This window comes from Streptomyces sp. NBC_01410, from assembly GCF_045040195.1.
Classification (GTDB): Bacteria; Actinomycetota; Actinomycetes; order Streptomycetales; family Streptomycetaceae; genus Streptomyces.
Genome location: NZ_CP109530.1, coordinates 8,115,236 through 8,131,534 on the forward strand (window position 1 = coordinate 8,115,236; position 16,299 = coordinate 8,131,534).

The following is a 16,299-nucleotide window of genomic DNA, read 5'->3' on the forward strand; positions in this document are numbered from 1 at the left end:
ACCTAAGCGGACACCTGTCCGCTAGTCATTGAACTTAGCGGACAGCTGTCCGGTTAGCAAGACCGGGCATGGCTGTGATTCCGGAAGGAGGACGAGTGCAGGAAGACAAGAGCGCCACTCTGCGCTCGGACGCGCAACGGAATCGCGAGCGCATCCTGGAAGTCGCGCTGGCCGAGCTGACGCGGGCCGCGGACGCCCCACTGAGCGCGATCGCGAAGAAGGCGGGCGTCGGGCAGGGGACGTTCTACCGCAACTTCCCCAACCGCGAGGCCCTCGTCCTGGAGGTCTACCGCTACGAGATGCAGCAGGTCGCGGACGCCGCTGCCCAGCTGCTCCAGACCCGGCCACCGGATCAAGCCTTGAGGGAGTGGATGGACCGCCTGGCCCAGTACGCCATGGCCAAGGCCGGCTTGGCCGACGCGCTGCGCAAGGCCACCAGCTCGTCCGGCAGTCTGGCCCACCTGGGTCACGGCCCGGTGACCGAGGCGGTCACGCTCCTGCTGAACGCGAACGAGGAGGCCGGCACCATCCGCCCCGGGCTGACCGTCGACGACTTCGTGCTCGCCATTTCCGGGCTCTGGCAGATCGACCCGCACAGCGACTGGCAGCCGCGTGCGACGCGACTGATGGACATCGTGATGGACGGACTGCGGGCGGGTGCGTCCGGAGCGGGCGGGTCCCAGGCGGATGGGGCGGGGGAGGGGCGGACCTGAGCGCTATAGGGCGAGCAGTTCCGCGGTCAGCTCCTGGAAGTGGTGTTAGAGCGGCTGGCTGTGCGGGAGGAGGTAGCCGTGGGCGTAGGAGATGCCCTTGGCGCGAGCCCGCTTGAGGGAGCCGGTTCCCTCGGCGTCCCGGATCTGGCCGGCGAGCGCGGTGATCTCGTCGGAGAGCACCGGCAGCATCTCGTCCACCATGCCCGGCGGGTTCGTGCCGATCGCCAGCCCGGCCAGCAGGTTGGAGAGCTGGTAGAGCTTCGCTTCGAGCTCGCTGCGTTCCTGGGACGTGAAGAAGGGCACGATTCCTCCTCTGGATCCATGGATCCGGATTCCGTTGTTCCTGGTGGTCGGCTCAGCCGAGACGCGTGAACTCCCTGAGCTCGGGGAGGGTGTCGCCCGGATCGACGACGTGCGCTCCGACGCGCACGCACGCGTGGAGGAAGATTTGGTCGTGCTCGCCGAGGACGGCCGGCCGGGCGGCGTACCCGCAAGCCCGCAGGACGGAATCCACCGCCAGGGAGACCGTGGTGCACTGGCGGGAGGTTCCGGGGAGCGAGAAGCTGACGCCGCCGCGGACTCGATCGCGTCGAACAGCAGCGGCCGGCACACCGGGGTGTTCCCCTGGGTGGGCGGACGGTCGAGGGCCGTGGCCATGGGCTGCCAGCCGTGGCGGGCCAGGGCGGACCGGAACCTGAGGTTCTCCAGCCACAGCCGCAGGACCAGCCGCCGGTCGACGGCCAGCCCGCCGGGCGGAACCACATCGATCAGGTCGTGGTCGGGTTCGCCGGCAACCGGGAGCTGGCCGAGTCCGCCGTCAAGGACGTCACGGCGACCGGCGGCCGGGCCGTCGCAGTCCAGGCCGACGTCGCCGACGAGCAGGCCGTGGCCGCGCTGTTCGCCACCGCCGAGTCCGAGTACGGCGGCGTCGACGTCGTGGTCCACGCCGCCGGGCGGGCGTACACGTCCACCATCGCCGACCTGGACCTGGCCGAGCTGGACGCGCTGCACCGCACCAACATCCGCGGGACCTTCGTCGTCGCCCAGCAGGCCGCCCGGAAGGTCCGCCGCGGCGGGGCGATCGTCATGTTCTCCACGTCCGTGGTGGGGCTGGCCTCCCCCGGCTACGGCGCCTACTGCGCCAGCAAGGGCGCCGTGGAGGCACTCACGCTGATCCTGGCCCGGGAGCTGCGCGGCCGGGATGTCACCGCGAACGCCGTCGCCCCCGGCCCCACCGCCACCGACCTGTTCTTCGAGGGCAAGGACGAGGAGACGATCGCCCGGCTGGCCGCCCAGCCCCCGCTGGAACGGCTCGGCACCCCCACCGACATCGCCGAGGTCGTCGCATTCCTCGCGGCCCCGGCCGGCCACTGGGTCAACGGACAGGTCGTCCGCGCCAACGGCGGCATCGTCTGACAGCAGCGCCGACCCTCGCGCACGGTGCTCAACCACCCACTCCTGGCGGCGAAGCCGCAGCCGAACACGGACAAGGACGCGCATGCCCTCCGACACGACGAGAACGATCCTGGTGACCGGGGCCTCCAGCGGCTTCGGAGCGCTGACCGTACGTGCCCTCGCCGGCGCCGGCCACACGGTGTACGCCGGGATCCGGCAGACCGCGACGCGCAACGCATCCGCGGTGGACGACCTACAGCGTTACGCCGCCGACTACGACTGCGACCTGCATGCCGTCGAACTCGACGTCACCTCCGAGCAGTCCGCCGAAGCCGCCGTCTCCTACATCCTGGCGGCACGAGACCGCCTGGACGTGGTCGTCCACAACGCCGGACACATGGCCACCGGACCGGCCGAGGTCTTCACCCCGGCCCAGCTCGCGGAGCTCTACGACATCAACGTCCTGGGCACCCAACGCGTCAACCGTGCCGCGCTGCCGCACCTGCGCGCCCGCGGCGAGGGTCTGCTGGTGTGGATCGGCAGTTCCAGCACCCGAGGCGGCTGCCCGCCGTTCGTCGGGCCGTACTTCGCGGCGAAAGCGGCCATGGATGCCCTGGCCGTCAGCTACGCCGCCGAAGTACTGCGCTTCGGCATCGACACCGCCATCGTCGTCCCCGGCGCCTTCACCTCCGGCACCAACCACTTCGTCCACGCGGGCGCGCCCGCCGACACGGCCCGGGCCGTCGCGTACGAGGAGCGCTACGGCGCTCTGCTGGCCGGCCTCGACGAGCGACTGGCCGCGCTCATCCCGCCGGACGCGGACGCGGCCCAGGTCGCCGACGCCGTCGTATGCCTGGTGGACATGCCCGCGGGCACGCGGCCGTTGCGTACCCACACAGACCCCAGCCGTGACGGCAGCGAAGTCGTCTCCGCGGTCGCCGACCGCATCCGCGCCGACTTCTTCCGCCGCGCCGGGCTGGCCGACCTGCTCACCGCAGGCAGCTCCCTGTAACCCCCAACAGAAAGAGAACAACCATGCCGTTCGCGAATTTCAAGGTCCCCGCCGGCACCCTCGACGAGAAGCAGAAGGAGCAGATCATCACCCGCACCACCGACCTGTACGCCGAGATCTACGGCGAACGCGCCCGCGCCACCACCCTGGTCCTGGTCGAGGAGGTCACCGACGGCGGCTGGGGCATCGGCGGCGACGTCCTCACCCTCGCGAGGCTCCAGCAGAGCCAGGACGACTGAACCACCGCACCACGCACGGCAGCCGGGCACAGCCCGGTACCTGGCGCTCCCCGGCCGGCACCCGCCGGCCGGGGAGTCCAGTGACGCAAGAGCCAGATGCTTCCGATGGGCGCTCGGGCGTTGGCGTTGTGCCCCGCGTGGCGCCCGACGGCAGACAGGGGCAGGCTGAGAGTAGGAACGCAACGGCCCGGCCCGGAGATGTTGACTGGCCTGGCCTGCATGACGACGGGACGGGGCACGCGATCGAGGGACAGCTCGATGATCGAGGCAGCCGACATCCGTGAGTGGCGCGACCATGACGTGGTGGACTCCGGCGGCCACAAGATCGGTGTCCTCGAGGCGGTCTACGTAGACACCACCACCGACGAACCGGCCATGGCCACAGTCCGCACGGGCATGCCCACGCGCCGCCGCCTGGTCTTCGTCCCCGTCGACGACGCGATCGTCGGACCCGGGTACGTCAGGGTCCCCTATGCCCGGGCGCTGGTGAAAAGGGCCCCTTGGATCGGCACGGACGACGTATTGCCCGCGGACGGGGAGGAAGCGATCTTCCAGCACTACGGCATGGCGTACCAGCCGGGAACTCACGGCGAACGACAGCTCGCGCGTCGTTGACCGCCCGCGTAAGTCCAGAGGATGCGATCGCGACATGGTTCTCTTCCTGCTCCTGATCATCGTGGCCATCGTGCTGGGACTCATCGGTGCCGTGGCGCAAGGAGTGGGATATCTGCTCGTCATCGGCATCGTGTTGTTCGTGGCCGATCTGACCGTCGCCGCCGTGCGCTTGTCCAGCCGGAGGCGACGCCCGGCGCGATGACAACGATCACTGGAGCGCGGCCATTTCCGCCCGCAGCCGCGGACAGTCCGAGCCCCAAGTCCTTCACACCGAAAACATCTGCCGTGGCCCTACGACCGAGGAGGCGGCTTCAGGTGACACAGCCGACCAGCACAGCAATTCCCACCAACGAGCCCCGCGCATCCCGCCCGCAGAGGGAAACGGTGCTGCAGGCCCACGAGACCGGTCCGGGGACGGCGCCGGGCATACGGGGCAGGACAGCCATCGCGGACGGGGTGGTGGAGAAGATCGCCGGGACAGCGGCACGCGAAGTGCCGGGTGTCCACACCCTGGGAGGCAGGATTTCCCGCTCAATGGGCGCGGCACGCGAAATGGTCCCGGGCGGTCGCCCGAGCGTCACCCGCGGCGTCAGGGTCGAGGTCGGCGAGCGGCAGACCGCCGTCGACCTCGCGGTCGTCGTGGACTACGGGTTCGCCATCGCCGACGTTGCCGCCGAGGTACGCGAGAACGTCATCGCAAGCGTGGAGCGTATGACTGACCTGGAAGTCGTAGAAGTCAACATCGCCTTCAACGACGTTCACCTGCCCGACGAGGAAGCCGACGAGGAAACGGAAGGTCGCGTGCAGTAGCCAACCGCCGGGTGACCGGGACCCGGTGGGCGAACACCGCCCGGGTCACAGCTGATTGATCCATCCCACGAACAGCACGGCTCCTGCTGCGGCCAGCAGGAGGGCGAGCGGCCTGCTCCACCACTGGGACCTCGATCCGGCGGATGACTCCTGATCGTGGGAACCGAGTGCGACCAGGCCACGCAGGACCCATATGGCAGCCACGACGATCGGCACGGCCAGCGCCGCGTGTGTCGCCCAGGCACCCGCCAGGGTGGGGCCTCCCCAGGAGTTGCGGTAATCGTGCGCATCCAAGAGCGGGTAGAGGGCGCCATTTACGGCCGCCTGGGCGCTGATCACGATGACGAGCCAGGCGACGAGCCCCAGCCCCGCCCCCACGAGTGCCGCGGACGCCTCGGCGAAGCGCCCCCTCGATGCGCTGCGCATGAACCGGGCAGCCGACACCGGCAACAACGTGATGCCCCGCCAGACCCATGTCTGTCCCGGCCTGCCCAAGGTCTTCGAAACGAACGAACGGGCGGAACGGCTATGTGACTGCTGTGTGATCTGCATGGATCCACGATCACAGTCGAAGCACGCCGGATCGATGGTGCCTGCATGAACCTCCGAGGTAGGGGTTTCCCCCGGACGTCAGCGGCCGCGGGTGCTGTGGGTACCGCCGAGTGGAGCATGGCGCCTCGACAAGGCAGGCTGTATCCATGCGGTCGCTCTTCCGCTATGCCCCTCGACCAGGGGCAGGCGGTCACAGCCGGGTGGTGTTCACACTCGCGGAGTGTGTGCCGTTCGCCATCGCATTGCTCGTGGTGGCTATCGAGTTCTCGCCTGCGCACGTTCTGTACACCGGTCCTCTCCTCACCGCGACACCGGCGCTCGCTGCGGTTGCGATGGGCCCCAAAGGCACCCTCGCGGCGGCGGGCTTCGCTCTGCTCATCGGCATTGCCACGGCGACCTACAACCAAGCGTGGGGCAGCCAACAGGTCTACACCAACTTCGTTGCTCTGCTACTGGTCTCGGCGGCCAGTGTCACGACCAGTAGCGCCGTGTATACCCAGAGGCAGAACGAGCTCAACCAGGTACGCCGGATCGCCGTGGCGGCACAACGAGTGCTGCTGCGGCCCGTACCTGCCCGGCTCGGTCCCGTACGAGCCGCCAGCAGGTATGTCGCGGCAGAAGAGGGGGCGCAGATCGGTGGCGATCTGTACGAGGCCGTGCAGACCCGGTACGGCGTTCGGATGATCGTCGGAGACGTGCGCGGCAAGGGGCTTCCTGCCGTGCGCTCAGCCGCCGCCGTGCTGGGTGCCTTCCGCGAGTCCGTGCACTATGAAGAAGACCTGGTGGAGGTCATCAACCACTGCGCGGCAGCGCTGCGACGGGAGCGCGCCATGCCGCGTGGAATCGACCAGGACGACGAGGACGAACAGGCGGAATCCTTCGTCACCGCGATCGTGGCACAAGTGCTGGACGGACCGGTGGTGGAGCTGGTCAACCGCGGCCATGTGCCTCCGCTGGTGCTCAACGGGGGCAAGGTTCAGGCTCTGATGCCGACTTCACCCCTGCCGCCCCTTGGCTTGGAAGACTTCATCACCGGCCCTCCGGAGAAGGCGGAGAGCTATCCGTTCGCACCGGGCGACCGTCTGCTGCTGTACACCGACGGTGTTGTGGAAGCCCGCAATGCCGACAACGAATTCTTCGCCCTGTCCGACGCCATGGAAGCAGTGCACCACTCCACCGGGCCCGAGTTCCTGGAACTACTGCACCAGGGGTTGATTCGCCATACCGAGGGCCGCATGGCGGACGACGTGGCGATGATCGTGGTTGACCGGCTCGACAACGAACCAAGTGACAGAAGGTATTGACCACCTCCCGCAACGCGGTGGTGAGCTACCACGTCCCTCTGCCGGGGCCCCGCCTGCAACGAGGTACTCGGCCGTCGGCAGCCGCAATTGGACGTGGCGTACACCGAAATTCCCGACTACGGTCACCTGGACACCTCTCGGCCGGGGCGCTGCCTCGACGTGTTCGGGCACATCCTCGACTTCCTCGGCAAGCGGCGGCGACGGCATCCGGGGCGGGCGGAGGCAGCACCCGGCCGTACCCGAACGCGCTCCAGGAGGCAACGACCCATGCCGCAGCTCGCTCTCGACGGCGCAGCCCTCACATACGACGACGAGGGCCCTCGCGACGGTGACGGCGTCCCCCTGGTGTTCATTCACGGCTGGACGGCCAACCGGCACCGCTGGGACCACCAGATGGCACACTTCGCCACGAAGCGACGGGTCATACGGCTCGACCTGCGCGGGCACGGCGAGAGCGACGGGTCGGCGCGGACGATCGAGGAGTTGGCCGGTGACGTCATCGTCCTCCTCGACCAGCTGAAGGTCGACCGGTTCATACCCGTCGGCCACTCCATGGGCGGGATGATCGCGCAGACCCTTGCCCTTGGCCATCCCGAGCGGATCGAGCGCCTGGTGCTGGTGAACTCGATCAGCAGGATGACCTACAGCCGTGGGAGGGGCCTGCTGATGGCGGCATCCACGCTGGCGCCGTTCAAGTTGTTCGTCGCGGCCAACATTCAGCGGGCCTTTGCTCCCGGCCATCCGCGCGAGGAGATCCGCGAGTACATCCGGGCGTCCTCGGCCACGCCGCGGGAGGTGGTCATGACGTGCTACGCCGCCATGCGGACCTTCGACGTCCTCGACCGGGTCGGCGAGATCCGCACGCCCACCCTGCTGGTGCACGGTTACCACGACATTCAGCTGCCCGTCGCGCAGATGCTGCGGATGGCGAAGGCCTACCCGGACGCCCTGGTCCGGATCGTGGATGCCGGCCACGAACTGCCGGTGGAGAAGCCGGCGGAACTGACCGCGGCGCTCGACTCGTTCGTGACCGGCCGAGCATGAGGCGGTAGGCGGCCGGGTGGATCCTCTGGAGGTCTTCGTCAAGCAAAGGTCGGGCGCCAAAAGGGAAGGTGCTGCACAATAAGGCACATACGGAGCGGCGCACCGCACCCGGCCCCTTGTGCGCCACCCGGCGCAACGCGACGGTGCCGGTCAGAGGAGCTGCGTACGCATGAGCAGCGGGCCGAGCGAATCGGCCGTCCCAGCGGATGCCAACTGGCGCGACCTGCTGCGGACCACGAAGCAGGCCCGCATGCAGGCGCGGCAGATGCGCAGGGCGGCGCGCCATGCGATGCCGTGGTGGCGCCGGACGCTCCCCACCTGGCGGATGGTGCTCGGCGGCCTGCTCACCGTGCTGCTGTTCTCCGTCACCGCCTTCACCGCCCTCTACCTGAGCGTCCAGGTCCCCGCCCCGAACGCCGCCGCCGTGAATCAGAGCAACATCTACTACTACGCCGACGGCACCGAATTGGGCCGTACCGGCGCGGTCAACCGCGCATCGGTGCCCCTCTCCGAGATCTCGGTCAACGTGCAGCATGCCGTGGTCGCTGCCGAGGACCGGACGTTCTACTCCAACAAAGGGGTGGACGTCCGCGGCATCCTGCGCGGAGCCTGGCGCACCGTGACCGGCAAAGGACTGCAGGGCGGCTCGACGATCACCCAGCAGTACGTGAGGAGCTACTACCTCACCCAAGAACAGACCCTCGGCCGGAAGGTCAAGGAAGCCGTCATCGCGATCAAGGTCAATGAGACACAGAGCAAGGACGCCGTCATGGCCGGGTATCTGAACACCAGCTACTTCGGCCGCAACGCCTACGGCGTCCAGGCCGCCGCACGGGCGTACTACGGCGTCCGCGCTTCACAGTTGAACGTCCCGCAGAGCGCCTACCTCGCTGCCCTGCTCAAGGCTCCCAGCGTGTACGACGTCTCCACGGCGACCGGTGCGAACAGGGCCGCGGCCATTGCACGCTGGAACTACGTACTGGACGGCATGGTCGAACTCGGCCGCCTCAGCAGCGCAGAGCGCGCCAGGATGGCGTTCCCCACGCCGAAGGCCCCCCGCCCGACCCCCGGGGTCAGCGGCCAGGCCGGGTACCTCATCGACATCGCCCGCCGCTATCTCGTCGACAACAAGATCATGGATGACGCCACGCTCGCCTCGGGTGGCTGGCACATAACCACCACCTTCCAGAAGAAGAACCAGGACGCCATGGTCGCGGCCGTGAAGAAGGAACTGCGGCGGCTGCCGGACACCCGCAAGGCCAAGGCCATCCGCGTCGGCGCCGCTTCCGTGGACCCCTCCACGGGAAAGATCCTCGCTGCCTACGGCGGGCCGGACTACGCCTCCCAGTCCTACAACGACGCCATCCGCCACGACCTCCAGGCCGGCTCCACGTTCAAGCCGTTCGACCTCGCGGCCGCGTTGCAGCACCACGCCACCACCCAGGACGGGCGCACCATCACGCCCGGGACCCGTTACGACGGCACCAGCCGCCGCTGCGTCCAGGGCTTGCCCCGAGGCCTGCGCTACTGCCCGCCCAACCAGGACGATCGTGACTACGGCCGGATCACCCTGCGCAGCGCGATGATGAAGTCCGTGAACGCGGTGTACGCGCAGGTGGGCGCGGACGCCGGTCTGGCCGGCGTGCGAAGGGCCGCCATCGCCGCGGGCCTTCCCCCCGACACGCCAGACATGAGCCCCAACCCCTCCCTGACCCTCGGCGTGGCCGCCCCCAGCCCGCTCGACATGGCCGAGGCGTACGCGACCTTCGACAACCACGGCCGGCACATCGCCACGTGGTCGGTCCAGAAGGTCACCCGGAACAACAAGTCGTACGAACTCCCCGGCCACAAGGACATCCAGGCATTCTCCCGGACCACCGCCGACCAGGTCACTTCGGTCCTGAGGGGCGTCGTCAGCACGGAGGGCACCGGCTACCGGGCCACCGGCCTGGGCCGGCCCGCCGCAGGCAAGACCGGCACCACGGACAACAACCTCTCCGCATGGTTCGTCGGCTACACCCCGCAGCTGACCACCTCGGTGGCCATGTTCGCCGAGGATCCCAAGACTCATACACGGATCTCTCTCGGCACCGCCGCCGGCATCAGCCGCGTCAACGGAGGCTCCTACCCGGCACGGATCTGGACCACCTACATGGCCGCGGCCCTGAAGGGCCAGCCGGTGAAGGACTTCCAGCTGTTGGCGGCGACCGAGACCGACAGCCCCACCACCGCGCCCGCCCGAAAGCCCACGTCGACCGCGCCGGCCGGGACGCCGACACCCACGCCTCTGCCGGGTCCGAGCACGCCGACGGTGGTTCCGCCTACGCCTTCGCCGGGTCCGAGCACGCCGACGGTGGTGCCGTCGACGCCCCCGGATCCGACGGTTGTTCCGTCCACTCCTTCGCCGGGGCCTACGGAACCGCCCGGCGAGCCCAGCACCAGCCCCTCGTCCGGGGAACCCTGACGCCTCCCTCTGGCCCTGACCCGATTCTCTGACTAGAGTCAGAGAATGGACAGGGTGCACATCGACCAGGTGCGGCGGTTCAACCGCACCGTGACCGAACGCGTGGGCGTGCTGTACGACCACTACATGGGCCGCGACCGGCCCATCGGCGCGGCCCGGCTGCTGTGGGAGATCGGCGGGGAGGGCCAGGACGTACGGCGGCTGCGCGAGCGCCTCGGGCTCGACTCCGGGTACGTCAGCCGGCTGCTGCGCTCCCTGGAGACCGACGGCCTGGTGACGGTGGAGCCCCAGCCCCGGGACAGACGCGTGCGCACCGTCCGGCTCACCGAGGCGGGCCGCGCCGAGCGCGCCATCCTCGATGACCACAGCGACGAGTTGGCCGGCTCTCTGCTGGAGCCGCTCAACACCGCCCAGCGCGCCCGGCTGGTCGCCGCCATGGCCGACGTCGAGCGGCTGCTGACCGCCGGGACGGTCACGCTGGACGTCGTCGACCCGGAACACCCCGACGCACAGCACTGCTTGCGGGCCTACTTCTCCGAGCTGCAGGAGCGCTTCGAGACCGGCTTCGACCCCGCGCGGAGCCTCCTGCCCGACCCGGGCGAACTGCGGCCGCCGCACGGCCTGTTCCTGATCGCCCGGCTCCACGGCGAGCCTGTCGGCTGCGCCGGTCTGAAGCTGCCGCCCGGCGCCCCGGCCGAGATCAAACGGATGTGGGTCGCGCCCCACGCCCGGGGGCTCGGCCTCGGCCGCCGATTCCTGGCCGAGCTGGAGGCGCGCGCCGCGCAGCACGGCTGCGCCGTCCTGCGCCTGGACACGAACAAGGCGCTCAGCGCCGCGATCAGCCTGTACCGCTCCTGTGGCTTCCAGGAGGTCCCCGCCTTCAACGACGAGCCCTACGCCCACCACTGGTTCGAGAAGCGGATCACCACATCGTCACCGGGGTGAGGGTCCGGCTGACGGCGCACGGTCCGAGAGGGCGGCGGGTATGCGTTCGAGGACGCCGCCCGCGAAGACGTCGTACAACGGCAGCGTCTCCAGATGGACATAGCCGATGTGGCAGTCGCAGACGGCGAGGGGGCAGGCGCGCGGGCCCAGAGCCCGCCGGTAGGAGCCGTCGTAAAGGTTGCCGAGTTCGGCGGGCACGAAATGGCAGCGGCGTACCGTGCCCTCGCCGTCCACCGAGATCACCGACTCGCCCGTACGGCAGGGCAGTCCGGCCGAGCGGTGCCGGTGACGGCTGTACGGGAAGAGGGGGTCCAGAGCCGTCCAGCGGCCGGCCTCCTCGTCCGTATAGGTGCGGCCCTCGGCCGCGTTGACCCAGAGATACACCTCGTCGGGCAGGTCGGCGCGCAGCCGTCGCGCCTCGTCGAGGTGCTCGGGGAAGCCGACCACGCCGACGCTGAAGCGCGCCCCCATCGCGGTCAGCTCGCGGCACTTGCCGAGGAAGCGGTCGTATGGCGTCTGGCCCGGATGGTAGGTGCACCACAGCGCGAGCGTGCCGAGGTCGGATTCCGTCAGCCAGTCGGTGCGGCAGCTGAGGTTCGTCTGGATGGCGACGCGACTGATGTGCGGCAGGTGGGAGAGCTCGGCGAGGGCCCGGCGGTACCAGGAGCGGACCAGGCCCTCGCCCCAGGGGGTGAAGAGCACCGAAAGACGGTCGCCGCTCTGTGCGGCCGCCCATGCGGCGAAGCGCTCGAGCGCCTCGCGGTCGGTGCGCAACTGGTCAGGGCTGTCGCGGCGCTTGGCGAAGGGACAGTAGGGACAGTCGTAGTCGCAGGAGGCGAGCGGCCCGCGGTAGAGAATCGTCAGGTCCACGGCGGCTCATTTCAGTTCGTACGCGGCCATGGCGGCCCGTACGGAGTCGGAGAAGAGCTCGGGGCCGACTGCGTCGGAGTGCGCGAGGCCTTCGGGGGACAGGCGCAGCAGACCGGGGCCTGCGGTGTCGTCGAGCCAGCCGCGGGCTGCGAAACGGTCGAGCTCCGCCGGGAAGTCGTCGGCCGGCGCGGCGCCGAACCGGTCGGCGTAGTCGGCCAGTTGCATGCCTTCTGCCTGGAGGAGCGACTGGAGCAGATGTCGGCGGCGTGCCTCGCCGGCGTCGATGTACCGGCCGACCTCGGCACGGGAGAAGTCGTCGGTGGCGGTGTAGTTGTCGATGATCGAGCGGATTTCGCGCATGTCGACGGCGTAGTCGAAGGAGTAGTGGAGCGCGGAGGTGTACGAGCGGGCTCCGCAGCCGAGGCCGATCATGCCGTCGGTTTGACAGGCGTAGTCGTCGGCCGGCTGCTTCGGCGCGTCCTTGCGGCGGAACATCCGCATCGATATCTGCTCGTAGCCGTGCCCGACGAGGTGGTCCCGGCCCTGGCGGTACAGCCGCAGTCGCCGGCTGTCCCAGGCGGCGTCGGCTTCGGCACCGATCCTGCCGAGGCCGGTCAGCGGGCGTACGTACAAGGGGTAGAGGTAGAGCTCCTCGGGCCGCCAGGCGAGCGCGGCGTCGAGGGATGCGCGCCAGGTGTCCGCGGTCTGGCCCTCTATGCCGTAGATCAGGTCGATGTTGAGGACAGGGATGCGGGCGTCGCGGATGCGGGCGAGTGCCGCCTCGACGTCGGCACGGCGCTGCGGGCGCACGGCCGCGCGGGCCTCGGCGTCGACGAAGCTCTGGATTCCGAGGCTGAGGCGGGTCGTACCGCGGTCGGCGAGCACGGCGAGCCGGTCGGCCGTCGCGGTCGCGGGCGATGCCTCGACGGACAGCGGTACGGCGTGCAGCTCGGCTCCCATCCGCTTCTCGGCGATGTCGCAGAGCCGCTCCAGCTCGTTGGCCGTGAGAAAGGTGGGGGTGCCGCCGCCGAAAGCCGCGGCGGCGAAGCGGGTCCCGTCTCCGTCCGCGGCCTGGCCGAGGGCATCGCGTACGGCGGTGGCCTGGCGGTCGAGCGCGTCGAGATACCGGCCGGTCAGCTCGTCGGGGGCGCCGATCCGGGTGAACAGGTTGCAGAAGCCGCATCGGACTTCGCAGAACGGTATGTGGACGTAGAGGGAGAGGGCGTTCTTGGGCTCACCCGCCCAGAGATCGCACAGCGCGGGCCGGTCTTTGAGCTCGCGGTACGCCGTTTTGTGCGGGTAGGCGTACACGTAACTCTGGTAGGGGCGGGGCGCGGTGTTCATCGGACAGCCCCTTGGTCGAGGGTGAACTGGGCGTACGGCACGGTCCAGACGGCCTCGTGGCCGAGACGGTGACCGGTGTACCCGTCGTCGCCGTACGCCGTTCCGTGGTCGGAGCAGATGATCGCGAGGCAGGGGCGGCGGCTGCTCGCGGCGGCGAAGAGGCGGCCGATGTGCCGGTCGACGTACTCCAGGGCGGCGGCATGGGTCGCGCGGGAGTCGCCGGCCTCGCGGGTGGCGCCGGGCAGATGGAACCAGTTGGGCTGGTGCAGCGCCGAGACATTGACGAACAGGAACAGCCGCTGCTCGGCGGGGAGTTCGGCGACGACTTTCTCGGCCCGGGCCACCTGCTTCTCGAAGGAGACGGGGGAAGCCACACCGAACTCCGGCTCCCAGTGGCTCTCCTGGAACATCCCTGGCAGCACCGAGCCGAGAGGGCCCTGGTTGTTGAAGAAGCCGACGCCGCCGATGCACACGGTGTGGTAGCCGGCGTCCGCGAGGCCGGAGACGAGGTCAGGGGTATCGAAGACGAAGGTGCGCTCCGCGGTGGTCTCGCTGCCCGCGAAGCGTGCGGCGAAGAGGCGGGGGTGGGGGCCGGGCGCGGCGGGTGTGGGCAGGAAGCCCGCGAAGATCGCCTGGTGCGAGGCGTAGGTGAAGCTGCCGGGCGCGTGCCGCTTCTCCCAGACACCGCCCGGAAGATGGCGGACCAGGTTCGGGATGCGTCCGGCGGCGGCCAGCTCTGCGGCGACGTCGTGGCGCAGGGTGTCGAGGGTGACGAGCAGCAGATCGTGGCTGCCCACGATCTGGTTCATGTCCGGCTCGCCGGAGTCCCGCTCGTTCGCGTCCAGTTCGTTCGCGTCCGGCTCGTTGATGTCTGGCTCGTTGATGTCTGGCTCGTTGATGTCAGGCGATTGCATCGTGGTTCCTTGTCGTGCGCTGTACAGCGGCGACCTGCGCCGCGTAGGTGTCCAGGCCCTCGGCGCCGCTACCGGGCAGGCCGGTGAGGTTCGGCAGCAGATCGCCGAAGGCGTTGACCTCGCCGACCGCGAAGCGGCGCCAGCCGATCGCCGGCAGCAGATCGACGCCCACGCAGAGCGTGCGCGGGAAACAGGCCGCGGCCCGCTCGCACACGTCAAGGGCGCCGGCCCAGCTGCCGCCCGCCGCCTCGACGGCAGCCCGTACCTCGTCGAGGTCCCCACGGGCGCCGCCGAGGTGGAGGTTGGTCATGGGGGAGCGGCTGGTCCGTACGACGGCATGCGTCGCCCGGCCGGCGACAACCACCACCCGCAGGTCGGCGGCCCGGCCCCGCTGGGAGGCCTTGGGGAGCCAGCGCTCGACATGCAGGCCGTCGGGCGCCAGTGCGTCGACGATCGCGGCGACCTCGCCTTCGGTCCTACAGCGGCGTACCCGAAGGGAGTTGAAGACTCGTCCCTCGCTGTCGCGCTCCACCGACGTGGTGGCCCGTACCCGCCCGGATCCCGCCATCTCGACGGCCAGCACCCCCGAGGCGGAGGAGCCGTGCGCGAGCTTGACGAATGCGCGCGGCATCCGGTGCGCGTGCAGCAGTTCGCGTACGTCCGACCAGCCTCGCACGGGCACCACCGGGGCCCCCGAGGTTGGCGAAGCCGGCACGGGAACACCTGCGCGGTGCAATACGGCATGGCACAGCCGCTTGTCGAACAGCACCGCCAGCTCGTCGGGGTCGTCGAGCAGTGTGCAGCCCTCGGCCGCCTGCCCCACCTCCCGAACGGCCGCGGTGAACCGCCCGTACCAGCGTGCCGAGCCCTCCACCCGGGTGGCGTCACCGACACCGCGCAACAGCCTCTCGACCTCGGCGTCTTCCCCGGGCGAGTCGATCCGTACGGTCTCGCCCGGCCGGAAGGAGACCCCCTGGCGGAGCACCTCCAGCCAAGGCACGACGCGCGCGGCGGGCAGGCCGGCGGCAGCCACGGCCTGCTGGAAGAGCGCGACGCGGCGGTTGGCGGGATTGCCGACGACCGCGAAGCGCGGACCCGCCGCGCTACTCGTCGACGGCGACATATCGGGGCTCGTCGTCCTCGGGGTCCCAGTAGTCGGCCTGGTCCAGGTTCAGCCGTACGCCCTGCGGTTCGAGCTCGTCGCGCAGGCGCTGTTGCATCGCCTCCTGCAGGTAGTGGTGGTGGAGATCCAGGTCCCGCAGGTGGGTCAGCGGCTGGCCGCCGAGCAGGGCTTCGGCGCCGGTGTCGCTGAGGGTGCCCATCGACAGCGCGAGCGAGTCCAGCCGGGCGACGACGGGAGCCGAGGCGACCGCGGCCGCGATCTCGTCCTGGATCTCGCTGTTCTGCACCCCCAGGTGGGTCAGGCGCGGGAAGGTGCCGCCGGACAGCAGTGGTGCCAGGTCGGCGACCGTCGCGTCGCCTCCGTAGTGCGTGACGCCGAGCCAGAGTTCGAGGCGCTCCAGGGCGGGCAGCGTGGAGGCGCCGACAGCCCTGACGACGGAACCCGGCAGGCCGCCGGATTCGAAGCGGAGCACTTTCAGCGCATCGTGGCGGACCGGTCGCAGGGACAGGGTGTCCTGTTCCGAGACGGCGTCGCCGCAGCCGCGCACCGTCAGCTCTTCGAGCCGGGGGAAGGCTTCGAGGCAGGGGGTGACGTCGGTCATCTCCAGCCAGGACACCTCGCACTCCTCGCCCGTGACGTCGGCGAGGAACAGCGCACGCAGCGCGGGGAAGCGGTCCGCGTCCGCGAGGATCAGGTCGAGAACGGGACGCAGGGGCGAGTATTCGTCGTGCCACCACGGGCCGAGCACCAGCGCGCGGACCTGCTTGGAGTCGACGGAGGTGAGGAAACGGCCCCACAGTTCCGGGAACGGATTGCTCTCGTTCCACAGACAGTCCAGGCGCCAGGCCACGGAGTCCGCCCACGGGAGCGGAGCAGCGTGCTCGTCGTCGGGATCGGGGAGCGTGTGGACGGGAAGTCCGTGGAACGTCTCGGGGTGGTCGATCCCGGTCATGGA

At 69.9% G+C, this 16,299-nt stretch carries 19 protein-coding genes; 11 read left to right on the plus strand and 8 right to left on the minus strand.

Annotation, left to right across the window (positions count from 1 at the left end; all coding sequences use genetic code 11):
• The first annotated feature begins 68 nt into the window (after positions 1-68).
• Positions 69-713, plus strand: a complete 645-nt coding sequence (locus OG741_RS36885) for a TetR/AcrR family transcriptional regulator (protein WP_405605068.1) — start codon at positions 69-71, stop codon at positions 711-713.
• 45 nt (positions 714-758) lie between these two features.
• Here OG741_RS36885 and OG741_RS36890 read toward each other — a convergent pair whose 3' ends face one another.
• Positions 759-1,016, minus strand: a complete 258-nt coding sequence (locus OG741_RS36890; protein WP_405605070.1) for a hypothetical protein — start codon at positions 1,014-1,016, stop codon at positions 759-761.
• A 52-nt stretch (positions 1,017-1,068) separates the two neighbouring features.
• Positions 1,069-1,227: a hypothetical protein gene (locus OG741_RS36895; RefSeq protein WP_405605072.1), complete on the minus strand. Its 159-nt coding sequence runs from the start codon at positions 1,225-1,227 to the stop codon at positions 1,069-1,071.
• A gap of 155 nt (positions 1,228-1,382) precedes the next feature.
• Between OG741_RS36895 and OG741_RS36900 the strand changes: the two genes are divergently transcribed.
• The 6 genes from OG741_RS36900 to OG741_RS36925 all read left to right on the plus strand — a co-directional run bounded on the left by OG741_RS36900 (position 1,383) and on the right by OG741_RS36925 (position 4,784).
• On the plus strand, positions 1,383-2,129 hold the full coding sequence (locus tag OG741_RS36900) for an SDR family oxidoreductase (protein ID WP_405605074.1): 747 nt from the start codon (positions 1,383-1,385) through the stop codon (positions 2,127-2,129).
• 82 nt (positions 2,130-2,211) lie between these two features.
• On the plus strand, positions 2,212-3,120 hold the full coding sequence (locus tag OG741_RS36905; RefSeq protein ID WP_405605076.1) for an SDR family NAD(P)-dependent oxidoreductase: 909 nt from the start codon (positions 2,212-2,214) through the stop codon (positions 3,118-3,120).
• Positions 3,121-3,143: 23 nt separating this feature from the next.
• On the plus strand, positions 3,144-3,359 hold the full coding sequence (locus OG741_RS36910; RefSeq protein WP_328665966.1) for a 4-oxalocrotonate tautomerase family protein: 216 nt from the start codon (positions 3,144-3,146) through the stop codon (positions 3,357-3,359).
• A 258-nt stretch (positions 3,360-3,617) separates the two neighbouring features.
• Entirely contained in the window at positions 3,618-3,974 is a 357-nt protein-coding gene (locus OG741_RS36915) for a PRC-barrel domain-containing protein (RefSeq protein ID WP_405605078.1), read from the plus strand.
• 34 nt (positions 3,975-4,008) lie between these two features.
• Positions 4,009-4,176, plus strand: a complete 168-nt coding sequence (locus OG741_RS36920; RefSeq protein WP_405605080.1) for a hypothetical protein — start codon at positions 4,009-4,011, stop codon at positions 4,174-4,176.
• Between the two features lie 182 nt (positions 4,177-4,358).
• Positions 4,359-4,784, plus strand: coding sequence for an Asp23/Gls24 family envelope stress response protein (locus tag OG741_RS36925; RefSeq protein WP_405605980.1), 426 nt, complete (start codon positions 4,359-4,361; stop codon positions 4,782-4,784).
• A gap of 45 nt (positions 4,785-4,829) precedes the next feature.
• On the opposite strand, the gene OG741_RS36930 is transcribed toward OG741_RS36925, so the two are convergent.
• On the minus strand, positions 4,830-5,228 hold the full coding sequence (locus tag OG741_RS36930) for a hypothetical protein (protein ID WP_405605082.1): 399 nt from the start codon (positions 5,226-5,228) through the stop codon (positions 4,830-4,832).
• Between the two features lie 332 nt (positions 5,229-5,560).
• Between OG741_RS36930 and OG741_RS36935 the strand changes: the two genes are divergently transcribed.
• The 4 genes from OG741_RS36935 (at position 5,561) to OG741_RS36950 (ending at position 11,093) form a co-directional block, all read left to right on the plus strand.
• Positions 5,561-6,640, plus strand: a complete 1,080-nt coding sequence (locus OG741_RS36935; RefSeq protein ID WP_405605084.1) for a PP2C family protein-serine/threonine phosphatase — start codon at positions 5,561-5,563, stop codon at positions 6,638-6,640.
• Positions 6,641-6,907: 267 nt separating this feature from the next.
• On the plus strand, positions 6,908-7,684 hold the full coding sequence (locus OG741_RS36940; RefSeq protein WP_405605086.1) for an alpha/beta fold hydrolase: 777 nt from the start codon (positions 6,908-6,910) through the stop codon (positions 7,682-7,684).
• A gap of 169 nt (positions 7,685-7,853) precedes the next feature.
• Positions 7,854-10,148, plus strand: a complete 2,295-nt coding sequence (locus tag OG741_RS36945; protein ID WP_405605088.1) for a transglycosylase domain-containing protein — start codon at positions 7,854-7,856, stop codon at positions 10,146-10,148.
• A gap of 45 nt (positions 10,149-10,193) precedes the next feature.
• A complete protein-coding gene (locus OG741_RS36950) occupies positions 10,194-11,093 on the plus strand; it encodes a GNAT family N-acetyltransferase (protein WP_405605090.1) in 900 nt (299 codons plus the stop codon).
• Here OG741_RS36950 and OG741_RS36955 read toward each other — a convergent pair.
• From OG741_RS36955 to OG741_RS36975, 5 genes are all read right to left on the minus strand, one after another.
• Positions 11,082-11,963 (minus strand): STM4011 family radical SAM protein, encoded by an 882-nt coding sequence (locus tag OG741_RS36955; protein ID WP_405605092.1) that lies wholly within the window; start codon positions 11,961-11,963, stop codon positions 11,082-11,084. The two genes, OG741_RS36950 and OG741_RS36955, sit on opposite strands and share 12 nt — an antisense overlap.
• Before the next feature lie 6 nt (positions 11,964-11,969).
• Entirely contained in the window at positions 11,970-13,307 is a 1,338-nt protein-coding gene (locus OG741_RS36960; RefSeq protein WP_405605094.1) for an STM4012 family radical SAM protein, read from the minus strand.
• A complete protein-coding gene (locus tag OG741_RS36965; protein ID WP_405605982.1) occupies positions 13,304-14,116 on the minus strand; it encodes an STM4013/SEN3800 family hydrolase in 813 nt (270 codons plus the stop codon). The genes OG741_RS36960 and OG741_RS36965 overlap by 4 nt, the downstream gene beginning before the upstream one ends.
• Before the next feature lie 91 nt (positions 14,117-14,207).
• On the minus strand, positions 14,208-15,344 hold the full coding sequence (locus tag OG741_RS36970; protein ID WP_405605095.1) for an STM4014 family protein: 1,137 nt from the start codon (positions 15,342-15,344) through the stop codon (positions 14,208-14,210).
• Positions 15,325-16,296 carry an STM4015 family protein gene (locus tag OG741_RS36975; protein WP_405605097.1) on the minus strand — a complete coding sequence of 324 codons (972 nt, stop codon included), beginning with the start codon at positions 16,294-16,296 and terminating at the stop codon, positions 15,325-15,327. Before OG741_RS36975 ends, OG741_RS36970 begins: the two co-directional genes overlap by 20 nt.
• Between the last annotated feature and the right edge of the window lie 3 nt (positions 16,297-16,299).